Annotated in this window: 13 protein-coding genes; 7 read left to right on the forward strand and 6 right to left on the reverse strand. The window is 43.8% G+C overall.

Annotation, left to right across the window (positions count from 1 at the left end; all coding sequences use genetic code 11):
• Nucleotides 1–256: 256 nt before the first annotated feature.
• Together Q0081_RS08225 and Q0081_RS08230 are read right to left on the reverse strand one after the other, a co-directional pair.
• Entirely contained in the window at nt 257–1,027 is a 771-nt protein-coding gene (locus Q0081_RS08225) for an exodeoxyribonuclease III (RefSeq protein WP_298351298.1), read from the reverse strand.
• A gap of 104 nt (nt 1,028–1,131) precedes the next feature.
• The gene (locus tag Q0081_RS08230; RefSeq protein WP_298351301.1) at nt 1,132–2,331 is read right to left on the reverse strand and encodes an MFS transporter; all 1,200 of its coding nucleotides are present in this window, start codon (nt 2,329–2,331) and stop codon (nt 1,132–1,134) included.
• 84 nt (nt 2,332–2,415) lie between these two features.
• On the opposite strand from Q0081_RS08230, the gene Q0081_RS08235 reads away from it, so the two are divergent.
• Nucleotides 2,416–2,640: a DUF2905 domain-containing protein gene (locus Q0081_RS08235; RefSeq protein WP_298351344.1), complete on the forward strand. Its 225-nt coding sequence runs from the start codon at nt 2,416–2,418 to the stop codon at nt 2,638–2,640.
• 8 nt (nt 2,641–2,648) lie between these two features.
• Here Q0081_RS08235 and Q0081_RS08240 read toward each other — a convergent pair whose 3' ends face one another.
• A complete protein-coding gene (locus Q0081_RS08240) occupies nt 2,649–5,777 on the reverse strand; it encodes a glycoside hydrolase family 9 protein (RefSeq protein WP_298351304.1) in 3,129 nt (1,042 codons plus the stop codon).
• 146 nt (nt 5,778–5,923) lie between these two features.
• On the opposite strand from Q0081_RS08240, the gene Q0081_RS08245 reads away from it, so the two are divergent.
• Nucleotides 5,924–8,065 carry a bi-domain-containing oxidoreductase gene (locus Q0081_RS08245; RefSeq protein ID WP_298351307.1) on the forward strand — a complete coding sequence of 714 codons (2,142 nt, stop codon included), beginning with the start codon at nt 5,924–5,926 and terminating at the stop codon, nt 8,063–8,065.
• Nucleotides 8,066–8,128: 63 nt separating this feature from the next.
• Here the strand turns inward: Q0081_RS08245 and Q0081_RS08250 are convergent, their stop codons facing one another.
• Entirely contained in the window at nt 8,129–9,649 is a 1,521-nt protein-coding gene (locus Q0081_RS08250) for a trypsin-like peptidase domain-containing protein (protein WP_298351310.1), read from the reverse strand.
• A gap of 294 nt (nt 9,650–9,943) precedes the next feature.
• On the opposite strand from Q0081_RS08250, the gene ruvX reads away from it, so the two are divergent.
• From ruvX to Q0081_RS08275, 5 genes are all read left to right on the forward strand, one after another.
• Entirely contained in the window at nt 9,944–10,357 is a 414-nt protein-coding gene (gene ruvX / locus Q0081_RS08255) for a Holliday junction resolvase RuvX (protein ID WP_298351313.1), read from the forward strand.
• A gap of 27 nt (nt 10,358–10,384) precedes the next feature.
• Entirely contained in the window at nt 10,385–10,957 is a 573-nt protein-coding gene (def, locus tag Q0081_RS08260; RefSeq protein ID WP_298351316.1) for a peptide deformylase, read from the forward strand.
• A gap of 89 nt (nt 10,958–11,046) precedes the next feature.
• Complete coding sequence (locus Q0081_RS08265; RefSeq protein ID WP_298351319.1) at nt 11,047–11,778, forward strand: 3'-5' exonuclease; 732 nt, start codon at nt 11,047–11,049, stop codon at nt 11,776–11,778.
• Nucleotides 11,779–12,011: 233 nt separating this feature from the next.
• Entirely contained in the window at nt 12,012–13,484 is a 1,473-nt protein-coding gene (locus Q0081_RS08270) for an NAD(P)/FAD-dependent oxidoreductase (RefSeq protein WP_298351322.1), read from the forward strand.
• A gap of 20 nt (nt 13,485–13,504) precedes the next feature.
• The gene (locus Q0081_RS08275; protein WP_298351324.1) at nt 13,505–14,341 is read left to right on the forward strand and encodes a phytoene/squalene synthase family protein; all 837 of its coding nucleotides are present in this window, start codon (nt 13,505–13,507) and stop codon (nt 14,339–14,341) included.
• A gap of 80 nt (nt 14,342–14,421) precedes the next feature.
• Here Q0081_RS08275 and Q0081_RS08280 read toward each other — a convergent pair whose 3' ends face one another.
• Together Q0081_RS08280 and Q0081_RS08285 are read right to left on the reverse strand one after the other, a co-directional pair.
• Nucleotides 14,422–16,188, reverse strand: coding sequence for a RagB/SusD family nutrient uptake outer membrane protein (locus Q0081_RS08280; RefSeq protein ID WP_298351327.1), 1,767 nt, complete (start codon nt 16,186–16,188; stop codon nt 14,422–14,424).
• Between the two features lie 38 nt (nt 16,189–16,226).
• On the reverse strand, nt 16,227–19,460 hold the full coding sequence (locus tag Q0081_RS08285) for a TonB-dependent receptor (RefSeq protein ID WP_298351330.1): 3,234 nt from the start codon (nt 19,458–19,460) through the stop codon (nt 16,227–16,229).
• Nucleotides 19,461–19,510 lie beyond the last annotated feature (50 nt).

The raw sequence follows: 19,510 nt of genomic DNA on the forward strand, positions 1-19,510 counted from the left end.
AGAATAAACTTGTAAGGCTTATTTTTTCTTTAGCCAAGCAGGGTAAAAAATATTCGGACCGCCGATGCGGACGAAAACTATACGTATTCGCTTGCTTGAATCATAGAAATCCCGTGCGGGAAAAATATAAAGATTTTTATACGACTTCAGTTGCATAAATCATAGAAATCGGTCCGACCCTGTAAGGGAGGACTTTTATATATTTTCCTGCGGAAAAGGGTTAACCTCACCCAACCCTCTCCTTGTAGGAGAGGGCTTAATTAGCTGTCAGTTGCAGCCACACAGGGCAATGGTCAGAGTGGATTGCAGCCAGTAATTGCCGACAGGTCACTACCTGATCTTGGAGGGCGTCGCTGATGGATAGGTAATCAATGCGCCAGCCTTTGTTGTTTCCCCGTGCTCCTGCCCGATAGCTCCACCAACTGTATTCTACGAGGTCGGGATTAGCATGGCGAAAAGCATCAGTAAAGCCACTCGCAAACCATTTGCTCATCCAATCACGCTCTTCGGGAAGGAAACCGGTTGTGTTTTTATTTCGTACAGGGTCGTGAATGTCAATTTCTTGGTGGGCAATGTTGTAATCACCCACAATAATGAGTTGTTGCTCGGTTAGTTTCAGGGCGTGAATCCAGTCATAAAAGTCATCCAAAAACTTCATTTTAACTCCCTGTCTTTCATCGCCGCTGGTTCCCGAAGGAAAATAAGCATTTACGACGGTGATTTTTCCGAAATCAGCGCGAATGACCCGGCCTTCATAATCGTATAAATCAATGCCGCATCCAATGACGCAACGGTCGGTAGGGAGTTTGGAAAAAATAGCCACGCCGCTATATCCCTTCTTTTGGGCAGCATTCCAACCCACTAAATGATAGCCTAATGCCTCAAATTCCGATAGATTGACTTGGTCGGGAGTGGCTTTTACTTCCTGAAAACAAAGGATGTCATACGGTTTATCGGTGAGCCATTCAATCAAGCCATTACGCATGGCAGCTCGGATTCCGTTGACGTTATAAGTGAGAATCTGCATTTACGATTTGTTTGTATCTTAGTAAAAGCCTTGAAAAATGCTGCAAATATAAAGAGCGCGTCTCGACCGAAACGCGCTCTTGGAATAATCTTTACATTGTTTTTCTAAGCTACTGCGGCTTTGTTTGCTGATTTTTCACTGAAAAACAGTAGGAATAGCACCAATACACCCGCAGCGATACCTGCGGGTACCATCCACACGCTAAGCCAATCGGTGATTTTATCGGCGTTGGTGTTGGCAGCAACTACCTTGCCGCCCAACCACGAACCAATGCCCATGCCAAGGCCGTACGTAGCTAACGTAATGAGCCCCTGCGCCTGCGATTTGATGCGTTCGCCGGCTTTGGTATCGGTGTAAATTTGCCCTGTCACAAAGAAAAAGTCAAAACAAACGCCGTGGAGTAAGATAGCCGCGTAGAGCATCCATTCGCTGGTAGCTGCATCGCCGTAGCCGAAGCACAGGAAACGGACAATCCAGGAAATAAGTCCTACGGCCAACATCCATTTTACGCCTAAACGGCTGAAAGCCAAAGGAATCAATAGCATGAATCCCACTTCTGATACTTGGCCGAGCGACATTTTGTTTTCCACAAACTCCATTCCGGATGCTCTCAAGGACGGGTTGGCAAAAGCATAATAGAAAGAAAGCGGAATACAGATGGCAACCGAAGCAATAAAGAAAATGACAAATGAACGGTCTTTAAAGAGGGTAAAGGCATCAGCACCAATGATTTGTCCAATATTGACCGGTCCCGTGGCGCGGGGAGGTGTGCTGGGTAATGTAAAAGCAAGCAAGCCCATCGCGGCCGAAGTGAACATGGCGATTTGAAAAATGGCTACTTTGTCTCCTAAGTCCAAGAGTCCGATAAGGTTAGTAACCGCAATCCAAGCGATGGTTCCCATGACACGGATGGTTGGAAAGTCCTTCTCAGGAGAGGCGATGTGTCGCATTGAAATCGACGTTGTCAAAGCGATACAGGGAGCAAAACAAAGGCAATAGGCTAGGATGAACCAAAAGAAATTGGAAGCATCATTGATTTGAGAAAGTACAAATAGGAGCGCGGTACCTATTAAATTTAAGACTCCCAATACTTTTTGGGCCGAAAAATAACGGTCAGCAACGGCTCCGATGAAGGGTGAAATAATCATCGCAATGGAAAAAGCCGTATAGGCGTTTCCGATTTGGTCGCCAGTGGCGTTGAGTTGTTTGCCAAGATAAACGCTCATTTGACCGTACCACGACCCCCAGGTAAAAAACTGAAGGAACATCATCAGCATTAATTGTATCCGAACGGAAGACTTCATAAGTTAGATTTTAGGGTTTAATTTTGAAATGACGAAAATGAAGGTTTTTACTTGAAAATTCAAATCCTTACTAAATTTGGCGCTATGAATCCTTCTACGGGTAAGTTGCTTATTGGTGTTGGTTTCCTCGTTGTTTTGGCAGGAGTCATTATTTATTTTTTCTCAGACAAATTCCACTGGTTGGGAAACCTGCCGGGAGATATACGTATTAAGCGTGAGAGCTTCCGTTTTTACTTTCCTATTGTAACCTGCCTTGTTCTGACTCTATTTCTTAATTTGGTGATTTGGCTGATAAGAAAGCTTTTTTGAAGAATAGATTAGTTACAACCGTTAATTATCGCAGTAAATGTAGTCCCTTTGAAAGCTTCAAAACCTTTTTCAAATAAAATGGAATTTCCTGCTTTAAAAGTTACGTTGGCAGCAGGCGCTACCAAGTTATTGCCCCTTAATTGACCGGAGGCCTGAACTGTAAGTGATGAAACAGTAGGAAGGTTGACATTAGCACTGCTTGGGCAAGGTACATTTTCCACAAATTTCGACATCGCTCGTACGTAAGCCGCTTGGGTGTAAATGCCTATTTCAGAAATTGTCCACGAATTCTGAGGATAGCTCGCATTCCAGTCTTTGTAGCTTTTTTGGGCAGGGTTGTTTTGAGGTGGAGAAAGCGTACCCCCGTAGCTTGGGTCAGGAGCGTAGGTAGGATTGGCCCCGCCTGGTACAAAACCAGGAGGTGGGCCTTTGGGAGAAGTAAGGGCATTGTCATATACTGTACCGTCGCCAAACCAACTGTGGTATATTTCATTGATGGAAGAATCGGCTTTGCTATCGTATAGATTGGTCAAATAAACTTTCCCAATCGGATTGACGCCGTGAAAGTAATGCACAAAGCCACGAGACGCATTTTCATAAAGTGTAGTGTTGGCATTATTCAGCCCGTACTTGACCATGGAATAGTACATGGAGCTTTTATGACCTTTGGTAGTGTTGGAGCCCCACGTATAATCGGCAGTTTTTAAGTAAGCCCGGTAAGCGTCCGTATTTCCCGTGAAACTGGGTAAATTCTCAGAGGTAGACTGCATGGAACCAGTGTAGGCATTTTTAATCGCAGTGGCAACACCAACTGTAGCTCCCGAGGTAAAAGCGTAATACAATAACGCGTCTTGGTAGGCCGATTCAAACGGATACGAAAAAGCCCACAGGATGAGGTGTGAATTAATGTAATTGGCATCAAAAGCTGTTTTGTAAGCCGTGTTATTGGTCAAAGCAAACAAATAGGCGGCTGCCGAAAGTTTTAGTGCCGTTTGATAATCGTACGCGGCTCGTTCTGGATTGGCACTTTGGAAACCTGCATTGGAATAGCCTGAGTTTGGATTAGCTATAGCCCAATTCCAAGCAGTAACGGCTGCGTTTTGAAGGGTAGCGGCGTAGGAAGTCAGGGAGGAAATATTTCCAAAGATAATGGCAGCGTGAGCAAATACCGAGGCGGCCGTGAGGGTGGAAGAAGTGGAGGCTTCGCCGTAGCGCCTTGGGGCTAAGTCATTGCTTGGGGGAGACGTTGCCGAAAAATCAGTAACACTTACTTTACTCAAAACGGAGCCGTTGGCGTTTTGCATTTTCAAAAGCCAATCCAATTCCCATTTTATTTCATCCAAAATATCGGGTACGCCGTTACCTGATTCCGGAATGCCAAAATTATCTGTCCAAATGGCCGGTTTTTCCTGATAAGCATACAGCAAATCGTGAAGGGGTTCATACGCAAAATTGGTGTATTTGTTATAATCGCCTGCGTCGTGCCACCCGCCTGAAAGGTTTTTGGCGAGGGCAGCGTTGCCCACATTAGAGACGAGACGGCAATCAAGGTCTTGGTTGGTGTGGGTATGACAGGCTGTGATGTCATTCCATTTAGTACCGCCAAAATAAACGGCTTTAGCAATGCCGCAGCGCTGATAGAAAAAAGCCCTAACGGCGTGTTTCAGTACATTTTTATACACATCCTGCCTGATTTCGAAGGCAAACGAACGCTTGTTTTGGGATGCATCATAAATGTAATAGTCTCCGTTGGTGGTCAACGCGGAGAAATCAAACCACCAAATTTTATCGCCCGATTGGTCGTGGGTTGCACCTCCGTTCCAGACAGTAACAGTGCCCGAAAAAACGGATACATTGTCAGAAACCCGTCGAATTTCGAGCGTAGAAGAAGGAGTAAAGACGTTATTAACAGCATTATAACCCGTTATCGGATTACTGATAACGGCTATTTTTTGAGCATTGGTTTGATAACCAAACTGGTCTATTTTGAAATGAGTATCAACCACAGGTGCTCCGGTGTTTCCTCCAACAGTAATGGTGGAAGAGGCATTTAGACTGTTGCTGCAACCGAAACACTTGGCTGTGTAAGTGGTGGTAGAAGAGGGGGTTGTCGTAATTGAGTTGGCTTTTGCACCCGTTGACCAAATTGGAGTCACTCCCGACGGACAACCGCTTGCACTGATAAGCTGACTTTGCCCGGCGGTGATGGTTGCATTGGAAGGCGTGAGCGTTGGTGCATTTAAAACGGCAGTGTTGAAAGTGGTTAAACTATAGTTTTTTACAAAATTCCAGATTTCGGTGGGGGTATCGTAGCCGCCGTTGGCCAACGTAGCCCAACCATGTCCCCACCCTTTGATGGCTGCTAAAATGACTTTTTTGTTGGCTGAACAAAAAGTTAAATTGTCCACATTGACATTGTAAGCGGTCGTCGTATAGTCTGAGGTTGTGCAATTAAGGTAACCATAACTGGATTCCGGCCATACCCAAGATGGATGCGAAGCGGGAGGGTAATTGGCAATGGGAAAATCTACGACATTATCGGCAGTGCCGTGTACATCCAAAACGGGTATTTTTACTGAATTTGCATTGCCAAAATAGGCATTCAAATAATTATCTTCGCCCCATACACTTCCTGCCACGGGGGCGATAGCGGCGATTTTGTTGTTGAGCGCAATACTCAGATAAAAGCACATAAATCCGCCTCCCGAATGCCCCGTTGCATAAACTCGGTTGCGATTAATGGCGTAATTGTTGGCAAAATACTCAATCAAATCGGAGGTGAATTGTACATCATCGGCCGCATTGGTTTCTCCCGAAGGAGCAAATCCGGGTTGATTATCAGCATATTTGTTCCATTGTTGGGTTCCCCAAATGGTAGTTGAATTGGGATAAACGACGATGAAATTTTGGGTGTTGGCCAAAGCGTCAAAACCTGAATAGCCTTGAATGTCGGTGCCTGTGCCTCCGTCTCCGTGATAAACAATAAGCAAGGGTAAGTTGCAATTCGGGGTAGTAGCGGGTAAATGAAATACAAAACTCCTGCTGATTCCGCCCGAAATGAGTGTGTTCGAACCATTGGTTTGGGAAAAAGTGCCGTAACTGATAATGGTAAAAAGGATGCAGTAAATCAGTCTCATCGTTGCCGCAGTTTGAATCGTTAGGTAAATCTACGACTTTCCCGGTTGAGCGTGGAAGGATTTTATTAAGCGGTTTTGGAATCTAAAGTCAGTGTCGGTTTGTAAAGTTAAACGTGTAAATCCTTTAGCTTTTGTATTTTTGCCCCATGAAGCAACTTATACAGAACCTTAAAAACGGTCAAACCATTTTGGAAGAAGTGCCGGCACCTCAAGTGAAACGTGGAGCCGTATTGATTCAAACCCGACGGAGTTTAGTATCGCTTGGTACTGAGCGGATGCTGGTTGAATTTGGAAAAGCTAATCTCATCGAAAAAGCCCGTCAACAGCCAGAAAGGGTAAAAATGGTGTTGGACAAAATCAAGTCCGATGGTTTAATGTCGACGTTGGAGGCCGTTTTTAATAAGTTGGGACAGCCGCTTCCGCTGGGTTACTGCAATGTAGGTCAGGTGCTTGCGGTAGGTGAAGGCGTAACGGACATTTCCGTTGGCTACCGGGTTGTCTCCAATGGCCCACACGCCGAAGTGGTATGTGTTCCTCGAAATCTGGTTTCTAAAATTTCGGATAAAGTCTCGGATGAAGAAGCGGCGTTTACTGTCATTGGCTCAATTGGCTTGCAGGGGGTACGATTGCTGAATCCTACACTGGGCGAAACCATCGTGGTGATTGGATTGGGGTTGATTGGCTTGCTGACGGCAGAATTGCTTCGACTCAATGGTTGCCGCGTGATTGGGGTAGATTTGGACGAACAAAAACTGAAAATAGCAGCCCAAAAAGGAATCATCACCTGCAATCCCAGTCAAGGCGATAACCCGGTAAAATTTGTAGAAAGCCTCACCAACGGCGTGGGCGCTGATGGTGTCATTATCACTGCTTCTGCCAAATCGGACGAAATTATTTCGCAGGCCGCCCTGATGTCACGGAAACGCGGTCGTATTATACTTGTGGGGGTGATTGGCCTGAATTTAAGTCGGGCCGAATTTTACGAAAAAGAACTTTCGTTTCAGGTTTCCTGCTCGTATGGTCCGGGTCGTTACGATGATGATTACGAACAAAAGGGGGCCGATTATCCCCTGCCATTTGTGCGTTGGACGGAAAACCGAAACTTTCAAACGATTCTTCAATTGATAGAATCCGGTTTGCTCGATGTAAAGCCGTTGATTACGGAAGTGGTACCCTTGGAAGAGTACCAAACGATTTACAGTGACATGGGCAAAGGAAGTTCTATTGCGTCTTTGTTAGCCTATCCTGAAAAACCTTCGACACAATCGACCGTTCGCTATCAATCAGTTTCTTTTGCCGGACAAAAAGGAGTAATCGGCATTATTGGGGCAGGAAATTTTACCAAAATGACTTTGCTCCCTGCCTTAAAAGGCAGTGCAATGCAAAGCGGAGCAAATCAAATTCAAATAAATTTAAAATACATCGCCAGTGCCAATGGCTTGTCGGGAACAGCTTTGGCGCAAAAACATGGTATTGCTTTCAGTACTACGGATTATAACGAAATCCTGAAAGATGAAGAGGTAGATTTGGTGATGATTACCACCCGCCACAATCAGCACGCCCGATTGACAATAGAAGCCCTGAAGGCAGGAAAACACGTTTTTGTGGAAAAACCTTTGGCCATTTTTGAGGAAGAATTTGAAGAACTATTAAAAAAATCGACTCTGTCAAATAAAAGTATTACCGTCGGTTTCAATCGCCGTTTTTCGCCTCATGCTCAAAAAATGAAGGCGCTTTTAGGAAATGCCCCCATGAATGTCATCGCAACGATGAACGCCGGTTTTATTCCTTCCAACTCGTGGGTGCACGACCGCGCCGTAGGTGGTGGGCGTATTTTGGGGGAAGCGTGTCATTTTATTGACTTGATTACGTACCTCACGGGAAGTCGCGTAACTTCAGTTTGCATGAATGCCATGGGCATTTCTCCCACCGAAACTACGGATAATGCCAGTATCCTGCTGCGTTACGAAAATGGCTCGACGGGCGTTATCAATTATTTTTCAAACGGTCATAAATCGTACTCCAAAGAGCGAGTGGAGGTTTATTCGCAGGAAAGAACGTTGATTCTGGATAACTTTCGAACCTTGGAAGGATATGGATTTAAAGGTTTTTCCAAACTCAAAACCGGTCAGGATAAAGGTCACAAAACGCAGTTTCAGGAGTTAATCAAACGAATCCAAACGGGTGGTGAACCGCTGATTCCATTCGACGAAATTGTTAACACAACGCAAGCTTCTTTTGCCGCTATTCGTAGCCTGAAAGAAGGTACCTGGATAAAATTAGGCTGAAAAAAGAAAGGGTTAAGCCGTTTTAACAGCCTAACCCTTTCTTTCATTATTTATTTGGATGCCTTACAAATTAAATCCGAATGAATATACATCATCAGGATAATCAAGGTAGAGACCTTCCATTTGTACTTTTGAGCCTTTTTTGCCCGCTAAAGCAGCTTTCAGTTCTTTCACCGAACGAACGGGTTTGTCATTCACTTTGGTGATGATAAAGCCTTCTTCTACACCTACACGGGCAAGTTTGCCAGCTTCCATTCCATTTACTTTCACACCGCCGGCAATGTTGGCACGTTGTAAACGTTGCGTTTCGCGTGGGTTTAAGTCGCCAAATTGTGCGCCAAGTGAACCGAGAGCTACATCGGCTTCTTCGGTTTTGATAATGTCTTTTCCACCTTCACGATTGCGGAGCATCACGGTATAATCTTTAACACTTCCATTGCGGTTGACGGTCAACGTTACATTTTCGCCCGGGCGTTTGCGAGCTACCAATTCGCGGAATTTTGGATCAGAGTCTACATCGATGCCGTCTACTTTGGTGATTACGTCACCTACTTTCAGACCTGCATCTTTTGCCGCGCTGCTGCTTTCGCCAAAGCCCTGTACGTAGATACCATTAGTAACTTTTACGTCGTACTGTTCTGCTTTTTTGCTGTCCAGTTCTTCGGGGATGATACCGATGTAACCGCGCTGAACACCACCAAATTTAATGATGTCGCTGGATACTTTCTTCACTAAGCTGGATGGTACGGCAAAGGCATAACCTGCGTAGCTTCCGGTAGGGCTGGCAATGGCGGTGTTGATTCCAATCAATTCTCCTTTAAGATTGACTAATGCCCCTCCTGAGTTACCGGGGTTGACCACGGCATCCGTTTGAATGAATGATTCCAAGGGAGTATCGCCTCCGCTGAATTGACGACCGTCATTGCGCTGCTGACCAAGAATGCCGATACCGCGTCCTTTGGCACTTACGATACCCGCAGTTACGGTCGAAGCTAAGTTGAAAGGATTACCAACTGCTACTACCCATTCGCCAACTTTAATGGCATCTGAACTTCCAAAAGCCAACGTCGGGAGATCTTTTGCCGGAATCTGAATCACTGCAATGTCAGTAGAGGGGTCGGTACCGATAACCTTTGCTTTAAAGGTGCGTTTGTTTGACAGCACCACTTCCAATTCTTCAGCACCTTCTACAACGTGATTGTTGGTGACGATATAACCGTCAGGACTTACAATCACTCCTGAGCCCGAAGATTCCTGTTTTTGAGGGCCGCCACCGCGACGCATTCCGAAATCTTCACCGAAGAGGTCAAAAATATCCATGCCTCGCTGTTGAGACTGACGTGTAGCGGAAGCCTTAATGTGTACTACTGCCGGAGTGGAAATTTCTGCGGCATAGGTAAAATCGGCAATTGCGGCATTACCGGGCAAACCACCAGAGGTGAAACGAGCCATAGAAGGCGTTTCAGCTTCTTTAAAAATGACATCCCTGGTGTCGTCAAGACCGCCGAGGAACTTCACACCTCCTACGGTAACCACGCTCGAAATGAGCCCAACCAGTGCCAACGATTTCCAATTCTGATTCATGACTTTATAGTTTGGTTTTGGTTTTTGAAATTAAATAGTAAAAAAATTATGCCAGGTTAATAGCTGAAAAATGTACTGTGATAACGCGAATTTTAAAGTAAACATTACCCCAATTTATAACATTTAACAATAATTAACAAGTAAATATTCGGGGACAAATATACCCATAAAAGAATGATGCAAGCCGCGTATAACTGTCAAAATGTCACGTGCTTTCGCCATTTTGCAGTACTTTGAGAAAAGAGGCTGACGATTTTTCTGTTATATTTGCGGGGTTATTATACAAACGATACTATGGCGCGAATCATTGCGATTGATTATGGAGCAAAGCGGACGGGGATTGCAGTGACGGATCCGTTGCAAATCATTGCAACGGCATTGGAAACGGTTCGTTCGCATGAGTTGATTGATTTTTTGAAGCGTTATGTGATTGCAGAAACCGTAGAATCGTTCGTAGTGGGAATGCCCCGTACGTTGGAGAATACCGCTACCAACAATACGCCGTTGGTAAAAGGTTTTATCAAACAGTTGAAAAAAACCTTTCCTGAATTGCCTGTCTATGAGCACGATGAGCGTTTTACGAGCAGCATGGCACTCCAAACGATGATTGCGATGGGTTCAAAAAAAAGCGACCGTCGCGACAAATCCAATATTGACAAGATGAGCGCCACGATTATTTTACAATCTTTTTTAGAAATAAAACGGTAATCTGAAAAAGAAGAATTGAAAAACGATATGATATTCCCAATAGTAGCTTACGGCGACCCGGTTTTGAGAAAAGTAGCTCGCCCTATCGGAAAAGATGAAATTAATCTGCCTGACTTGGTAGAAAACATGTACCAAACCATGTACGATTCTTCGGGAATCGGTTTGGCCGCCCCACAGATCGGGCAGAGTATTCGGTTGTTTGTGGTGGATGGAACTCTCCTTAATGAAGATGAGGAAGAAAAAGACAAAGACCCGAGTCTGGAAGGCTTTAAAAAGGTATTTATTAATCCTCAGATTTTAAAAGAAGAAGGCGACGAATGGGCTTTTGAAGAAGGTTGTTTGAGTATTCCTGGGATTCGGGCAGATGTGTATCGTCCCGAAAAAGTCAAAATTAAGTACCGCGATTTGGAATGGAATGAGCACGTTGAAGAATACGATAACATGGCTGCTCGCATCATTCAGCATGAATATGACCATTTAGAGGGTAAACTTTTCACCGATTATTTACCGATGCTGAAAAAACAAATGCTCAAAAAACGCTTGGCTGATATCACCAGAGGTAATGTAAACGTGGATTATAAAATGAGATTCCCCAAATAGTAACAAGTATAGAGTATTAGGTATTGAGTACATAGATTTACTGCTCGTTACTCAATACTTATTACTTATTACTCAATACTTTAATACGAATGCAAGACCTCCGCAAAAAAGCTAAAAATGTTCTTTTTATTGATATTGAAACGGTGTCCAGTACAGCGTCTTTCGACCAACTGGACGAGCGGATGCAGGAACAATGGACACGAAAAGCATCCAATATTCGGAATGAGGAACATGTATCTCCTTTTGATTTATTTTATCGTCGGGCGGCTATTTATTCCGAATTCGGTAAAATTATTTGTATTGGAGTGGGGGCTTTGTACTGGAATAGTACCGATGACCAACCGCGCTTCAAAGTAAAGTCCATCGCGGGAGATGATGAAAAGGCTATTTTGGTGGAATTTAAAGAGCTGGTAGAAAAATATCCCCAAACTCAATTGATACTTTGCGCTCACAACGGCAAGGAGTTTGACTTTCCCTACATCTGTCGACGAATGCTGGTCAACGGCATTACCTTGCCTGAATCGCTTCTACTGTCAGGTAAAAAACCGTGGGAAATCCTTCATCAGGATACGCTGGATATGTGGCGATTTGGAGATTATAAAAGCTTTGCTCAACTGGATTTATTGGCGGCTTTGTTTGGGATTCCAAGCAGCAAGTCAGACATCAGCGGGGAGGATGTAACACGGGTCTATTATGCTGAAAAAGACCTGACTCGCATCCGTCGTTACTGCAAAGAAGACGTGGTCGTATTGGCGCAATTGTGGCTTCGTCTTAATCAATTTGATACCGTAAAGCCCGAACTGATTGTGCGGGCGGAATAATAACTCCTTAAATCACGGTTGAATCAAAATTACTTCGTAAAGGATAGAATTTGGTCTTTTTCCCTCATTGCGACGGATGAAAATCCTCTGCAAAACATTAAAACCCTGCAAAATGTGATTTTTGTGATGAAAGACGGAATAGTGGTAAAACAGTAGTTGTTAATTTTTTTGCGTATATTCCAAAACCGCTGACGTTGTTTGTTAGTTGTAACTCTATATCAATTAATCATCCATTGAAAAAAGTCATCGTTATCGGGGCGGGCTTTGCGGGGCTTTCTGCTGCTACAAGTCTGGCCAATCAAGGTTTTGAAGTAACCCTATTAGAAAAAAATGCCGTCCCCGGTGGCCGGGCGCGGGTATTTAAAGCGGAGGGTTTTACATTTGACATGGGACCCAGTTGGTATTGGATGCCCGATGTGTTTGAAAACTATTTTGGAAAATTTGGGAAAAAGCCGTCGGATTACTATCAACTGGTAAGGCTTGACCCTTCTTACGCAGTGATTTTTGAGGAGGGTAATTCGATTTTTATTCCTGCCAATATTGAAAAATTAAAAATACTTTTTGAAAGCATTGAAAGCGGAAGCGGAGAACGTTTGGAGGCATTTTTGAAACAGGCGGCTTACAAATACGACGCGGGAATGAACAAGTTTGTGTGGAAGCCCAGTCGAAGTATTCTGGAATTTGTAAGTCTGAAATTGTTCTATGATTTAGCACGGATGGACGTGTTACAGACCTTTGCCGAACACATTCGCAAGTATTTCACCGATCCAAAATTGCTTCAATTGATGGAGTTCCCGATTTTGTTTTTGGGAGCTACTCCGCAGAATACCCCGGCTATGTACAGTCTGATGAACTATGCAGAGATAGCGATGGGGACGTGGTATCCGATGGGAGGCATGTACGAAATTGTGAAAGGAATGGTGGCGCTGGCGGAAGAAAAAGGAGTGAAAATTCTGCTCAATCAGAACGTAACTAAAATCGAAGTCACCAACGGAAGTGCTAAGCGGGTAGTGACCGATAGGGGTATTTTTGAGGCGGATGTAGTGGTGGCTGGGGCAGATTATCACCACGTAGACACGAAATTGTTGGGAGAGTATCAACACTATTCAGACGAATATTGGGATAAACGTACCATGGCACCGTCGTCATTGCTGTATTATTTGGGCGTCAGTAAACGTATTCCTAAATTACTGCATCACAATCTGTTTTTTGATGAAGATTTTGCACAGCATGCCTATGAAATCTATACGGAACCTCAATGGCCGAGTAAGCCGCTGTTTTATGTATCGGCTCCTTCTAAAACTGACCCAACCGTAGCGCCTGAAGGCTGTGAAAATTTATTTATCCTGATTCCGGTAGCTCCTGATTTGAAAGACGATACTGACGAAATTCGTGAGCAGTATTTTAACGTAATTATGGATAGATTGGAAGCGTATGTGGGAGAAACCATTCGGCCGCATATTGTCTATAAAAGAACCTACGCACACCGAGACTTCCAATCTGATTACAATGCTTTTAAGGGAAATGCGTATGGTTTGGCGAATACCTTATTACAAACGGCATTTTTGAAACCTAAACTTAAAAACAAAAAGCTGTCTAATTTGTTTTATACAGGACAGCTCACTGTTCCTGGGCCGGGAGTACCACCTTCGTTGATTTCGGGATTGGTGGTGGCAGATGAAGTAGCAAGGGAGTTTAAAGGGTAAGGTTTTATGGTTTATACTATATGATGCAATTATTCAACCAAACGGCGTTAGAATGCAGCAAGCTCATTACAGAGCGGTACAGTACGTCGTTTACGCTCGGTATCAGAACTTTAGATGCTAAATTTCATTTTCCGATTTATGGTATCTATGGCTTTGTACGCTATGCCGACGAAATCGTAGATACTTTCCACGATTTTGACAAAAAGTTTTTGTTGGATAAATTTCGTCATGATACGTATGAAGCTATTTCCCAAAAAATCAGCCTTAACCCGGTGCTGCACGCGTTTCAGTTGGTAGTGAATCAATACCAAATTGAGCGAGAACTGATTGACGCTTTTTTGCACAGTATGGAAATGGATTTGACTCCGCAGGACTATACTGAAAATCTGTACGAGGAATACATCTACGGCTCGGCAGAAGTAGTAGGGCTGATGTGTTTGCGGGTGTTTTGCGAAGGCGATTCGGCTATGTTTGACCATTTGAAAGAAGGAGCCCGACGATTGGGTTCTGCTTTTCAGAAGGTTAATTTCCTGCGCGATTTAAAGAGTGATTTTATGGAACGGGGCCGGGTTTATTTTCCCGAAGTAGATTTTAAGCTCTTTTCCAAAGAAGCCAAATGCCATATTGAGGCCGATATTCAGGCTGATTTTGACGCCGCCAATACCGCCATCCAACAACTTCCCCGCACTGCTCGCATGGGCGTTCACTTGGCGTATGTCTATTATCTGACGTTGTTCAATAAAATCAAAGATACGCCTGCGGCTCGTATCCAAGAAGAACGCATCAGAGTCCCGGATTTTCAAAAAATGACTTTGTTGGCAAAAACATATTTACAGTTTAAATGGTCGAGTGTTTAATCGTTTTTTTGAAGCCTCATTACAAATAAAGCCCCGCAAGTTGCGGGGCTTTATTTGTAATGAGGTATTTTAAAGAAAAATTAATACCCAGGATTTTGAGTTAGAGTAGGCTTACCATCTTTTTGACTGTTCAAAATCTCATCTTGTGGTAGCGGGAAGTATAAGTTTTTAGAAGCAAATACTTTTCCTGCCATATAGCCACGCTTATTGAATTTACGTCCTGAAGGCTCTGTGCCTTGTGCGGCTTCTTCGGCTGCGTATTTGTTAAGCAATTTTTCAGCAATTCCCCAACGAACTAAGTCAAAAAAACGATGTCCTTCCATGGCAAATTCTAAACGGCTTTCCATCCGGACGGCGTTGCGGGCATAGTCAGCACCTTTGCTTGCAAACGTACCAGTAGGATAAGGCTCTACTTTGTTGTTGACAGTAGCATCTTGTACCGAACCTGTTTTGGCACGTGTCCGAATTTGGTTTACCAGTGTCTCTGCCGCTCCTAAGTTACCTAACTCTACCTCACATTCGGCCAACCATAAAATCACAGAAGATAACTTCAATAAGCGATAGTTATTGTTTACGTTACGCTTGCTGGTAGAGTGAGTAGTGCTGCTTTCCTCCGAAAGATAGTACATCCATTTTTTGCCAGTGAAAGGACCAGCGTACGCTTGGTCACGAATCCAAGTAGAGCCAGGCATTGGCCCCCAATCCAAGAAATTTACACCACGGCGGCCTACTGTCCAGTCTAAGCGAGGGTCAACAGGAATAGATTTGTCAAGAGTGAAAGCAGTAGAAGCTACAATACCTTGGTCATTGGGCAAATCTACCTGATTATAGGTATCAGCAGTGCCATCAGCAGCTGATCCAATCAATGGTAATCCTTTGTCATCAGTTTTGAAGGCATTCACCAAGTTGTGCGAAGGTTGATAAAATCCGCAGCAACCTCTTCCTGGCGCAGTAGCCGAATAAGGCCAGTTCAAGTTATCGCCCGCGTTTCCGTTGTTCCCAGTAGTTCCGTCATTCACAGAAAACTGCACTTCAAAAATAGACTCACTGTTATTGTTTCCAGTAGTTCTGTAGTTGTCGTGGTAATTAGCAGTTAATTTCTTGCCTGAGTTTTTCAAAACATCTTCTAATAAGGTTTTGGCAGCAGCCCATTTCTTTTGGAAAACGTAAGCTTTGGCCAAGTAGGTTTTAGCAGCCCATTGGGTAGCACGACCTTTTTGAGCTTGGGTAGTGGGGAGATTTTTAGCAGCAAAATCAAAATCAGCTTCGATTTTAGGCCAAATATCCTCTGTATTAGGGATTTTGGTAGAGTTAGGGTCAGAAGCAACGTAAATTTTTTCGTCAATAAACGGTACTTTGTTCCACATTTTCTTGGCCTCAAAGTGGTAGTGAGCTCTCAAAAAACGTGCCTCTGCAATCACCTGTGTTTTTTCTGCATCGGTCATGTCTTTTACATCAGCACTACTCACAATCTGAATTACTTCATTACAACGTGCTACGCCGTCGTATGAATGCCACCATTTTCCTAAGAAGTAAGTATTATCTGAAAGCCAGTTGTATTGCTCAATAAAAGACTGCTCGGGCTGGTCACCCGCGTCAGTTCCTTTTACGGCATCGTCGCTGCTGATTCCACCAAATACGTAGTTTGAAATAGTTGACTGGCGGCCTGTATTACCCGCGCCTACACCGTCTAAAAGTGAGTACGCACCAATCAAAAGTGCATTTACACCATTTTTGTTGCTTAATTGTGCCAATGAAGCACGGCCTTGTGGTTTGAGGTCAAAGAAGCTTTCTGAACAAGAGAAACTCAAGCCGACCAGAACCATTAATGAGATTATTTTTTTCATTGTTAATTCAAGATTAATGTGATTGTCAACTAAGATTTTTAGAAACCGAAACGTAAACCGAAGATGTAAGACTTAGCCACTGGATAAGCGCCTTCGTCAACACCCATGTGAATGTCTTGGTTGTCATTACCAGATCTTCTCAAGTTGATGTCTGGGTCAAGTCCTGTATATTTGGTGAGTGTGAGGAGATTTTGCCCTTGTACATATACTTGAGCAGAGCTCATTCCTACTTTTTTCAAAAGTGAGCTTGGTAAAGTATAAGTCAACTGGATATTTTTTAGGCGTAAATAAGATCCATCTTCCAGAAAGTAAGAAGAAACCTGCTGGCTGGTTGCATCTCCTGAATTCAGACGAGGCAATTTGGCATCGTCTCCCGATTTTTTCCAAGAATTATATAGCATATCTTTTGATCTATTGCCTTGGAATACGTTAAAATCGGTCCAATATCTCACGTAATTGAAGATTTGGTTTCCTTGTACACCTTGCCCAAATAGCGTCAAATCCCAGTTTTTATAGCCAAGATTGACGTTGATACCGTAGGTAAAATCAGGGTGTGGATTGCCGATAATGGTTCGGTCAGCAGCCGTAATTACGCCATCGCCGTTTACGTCTCTAAACTTGAATGTACCTGCTCTGGTATAGCTTCCGAATTTGGGTGCGGCGGCAGCTTCTGCGTCGTCTTTGATAATACCATCTACAAAGTAGCCGTAGTAGCTGGCAATTGGTAAGCCTGCTTTGGTGGCAGACATAGCAGGAATACGAGTCGTAAAGCCAAATACGGTAGCGTTGGGGTCATCATTTAATTTTTTCACTTCGTTTTTATAGTGACCAAAATTGATGCCTGCCTGATAACGAAAATCTCCTTTTTTATCTCTGAAATTTAAGCCAATGTCAAAACCTCGGTTTTGTACTTCTCCAATGTTAGTAAAAGGGATACTACCAGAACCTGCCGTTCTTGGAATTGCGATTTGGGTAAGCATATCAGAAGTAAGGCGGTTGTACCAGTCAACAACCAATTCAACTTTGCTATTGAATAACGAAGCATCAAAACCAATGTTGGTAGAGGTATTGGTTTCCCATTTACCATTGGCATTACCAAACTGAACTAGGTCAAAACCACCTGCGATAGATGAACCTGTACCGTTGATGTCATAAGCATTGTTGGAAGGGTCAGGTGCGTAGAGTGTGTAAGCATTGTAAACGTTAGGAATCAACTGATTTCCTGTTTTGCCCCAGCCTACACGTACTTTTAAATCATCAATAAATTTAAGGTCTTTCATAAACGAAAGCTCTGTCATACGCATACCCACCGAGAACGCAGGGAATACACCGTAGCGATTGGCTGCTGAGAAACGAGACGAACCGTCGCGGCGGAGAGTGAAGTCAGCAAGTATGAATTCTTTGTAAGAGTAGTTTACTTTACCAAATTGCGAGAAAAGTGAACTTAAAGTGGCACCGCCACCTGCATTGCTCAAACCTGCTGCCGAACCAGCATCCAAATAACGATAATCTAAGTCGTCGAATGCAAAGCTACTACGACTTGCTTGAAAACCAACAGCGTATGTTTTTACGGCTTCTGTTCCGACCAATACATTCAAATTATGAACCCCAATGGTTTTGCTATAATTCAAGGTGTTAAACCACGTCAATGAGCGGTCAAACTGATTGATTACGTTCAAACTATTGGCATTTCGCGCCTCTGCGGCTTCAATATCGCGGTGAAAGTACTCTGAGCGGTTAAACTGATTATATTCAAGACCTAAGCTAGTTCTTGCTTTCAAACCTGGCAAAATGTTTACTTCGGCAAAGACGTTACCAAATACGTGAGAACCTTTGGTGATATTGTCTTTTTCACGATACAAACGAGCCAATGGGTTTGGTGCATTCCCAAGATTACTACCTCTACTACCCGCAAAACCATTGAAGGGAGAAGTATTGGTACCTCCTAAAGCTTCTGGTCCTCCTGTAATGTCAAAAACTGGGATGATAGGGTGTACGCGAATCGCAAACATGATAGGGTTAGATTCGTCGTTGTTTGTGATACCTTGTCTTTCATCGTAAGAGAAAGTAAAGTTTTCTCCAATGGTTAATTTGCCTTTGGTAAACTCGGTGTTGGCACGGAGCGAGTACCGGTCGTATTGTGTATATCTCAAGATACCATCTTGCTTAAAGTAATTGGCTGAGATAGCATATTTGCCAGATTTCGTACCACCTGTAGCACCAATTTGGAAGTTAGCGATAGGGGCTGGGTCAAAAATAGCATCTTGCCAATCAGTTCCTTCTTTGTTAGCCTTAGTAATGTTAAAAGCAGTTCTACCGAGATTGGGGTCGGCAATATCGTTGGTATAAGTGTAGTTGGAAGGTAAAGCTCCAAAGACATTGGGATAGATGTAGTCTGCAACAGTTTGCTCACCGTTAGGCCCAAATTTATATTGAGCGGAGGGAGAGGCTGCCGAAGGGTTTTTACCCGCACCTAAATCAGCTTCATAAAGATACTGGCCAAGTTCTTTGGTGTTAAGCAAACTTAGCATTTTGCCGGGTCTTTGAGTGCCGCTGTAAAAATCAAAAGTAATGCTTGGTTCGCCCGTTTTGCCTTTTTTAGTAGTGATGATTACTACCCCATTGGCAGCACGTGCACCGTAGATAGAAGCCGCAGAAGCATCTTTCAATACCTGCATGGATTCAATATCATTGGGGTTGATCTGGTTCAAAGTGCCCTGTGTAGGAACACCGTCAATGACATACAGCGGGCTGTTATTGTTGATTGAACCAAATCCACGAATACGAACCATCGTACCACCACCCGGCGAGTTGTCGTTTCCTACTACTACCCCGGAGGCACGACCTTGTAACATCTGAGTTACACTGGCCGCAGGCAATGCCGTCAAATCTTTGGCATTTACGACCGTCACCGCGCCGGTAATGTCTTTTTTACGTTGTGACGCATAACCCGTTACAACTACTTCCGAGAGCGATTTAACATCAACGCTCAGGGCAACATTAATAGTGGTGCGGTTTCCTACTTCAATTTCCTGAGTAGTGTAACCAATGTAAGACACGACCAATGTACTGCCCGATGAAGGGGCATTGAGGCTGAACTTACCATCACCGTCGGTAGTAACCCCAATATTGGTCCCTTTTAATAATACACTTACCCCGGGAAGTGGGGTATTTTCGGTGGCGTCCGTCACGCGACCTGTCAGGCGTCCCTGCGCCCATGTTGTCAGTACTGCAAGCCACAATAGCGCAGCTAAGTAAAGGTGTTTTTTCATTGAGTGTTAGATAAATAAGTGAATGAAAGGAATAGAAAGGTAATTTGCAA

Source organism: Runella sp., from assembly GCF_027484545.1.
GTDB lineage: Bacteria > Bacteroidota > Bacteroidia > Cytophagales > Spirosomataceae > Runella.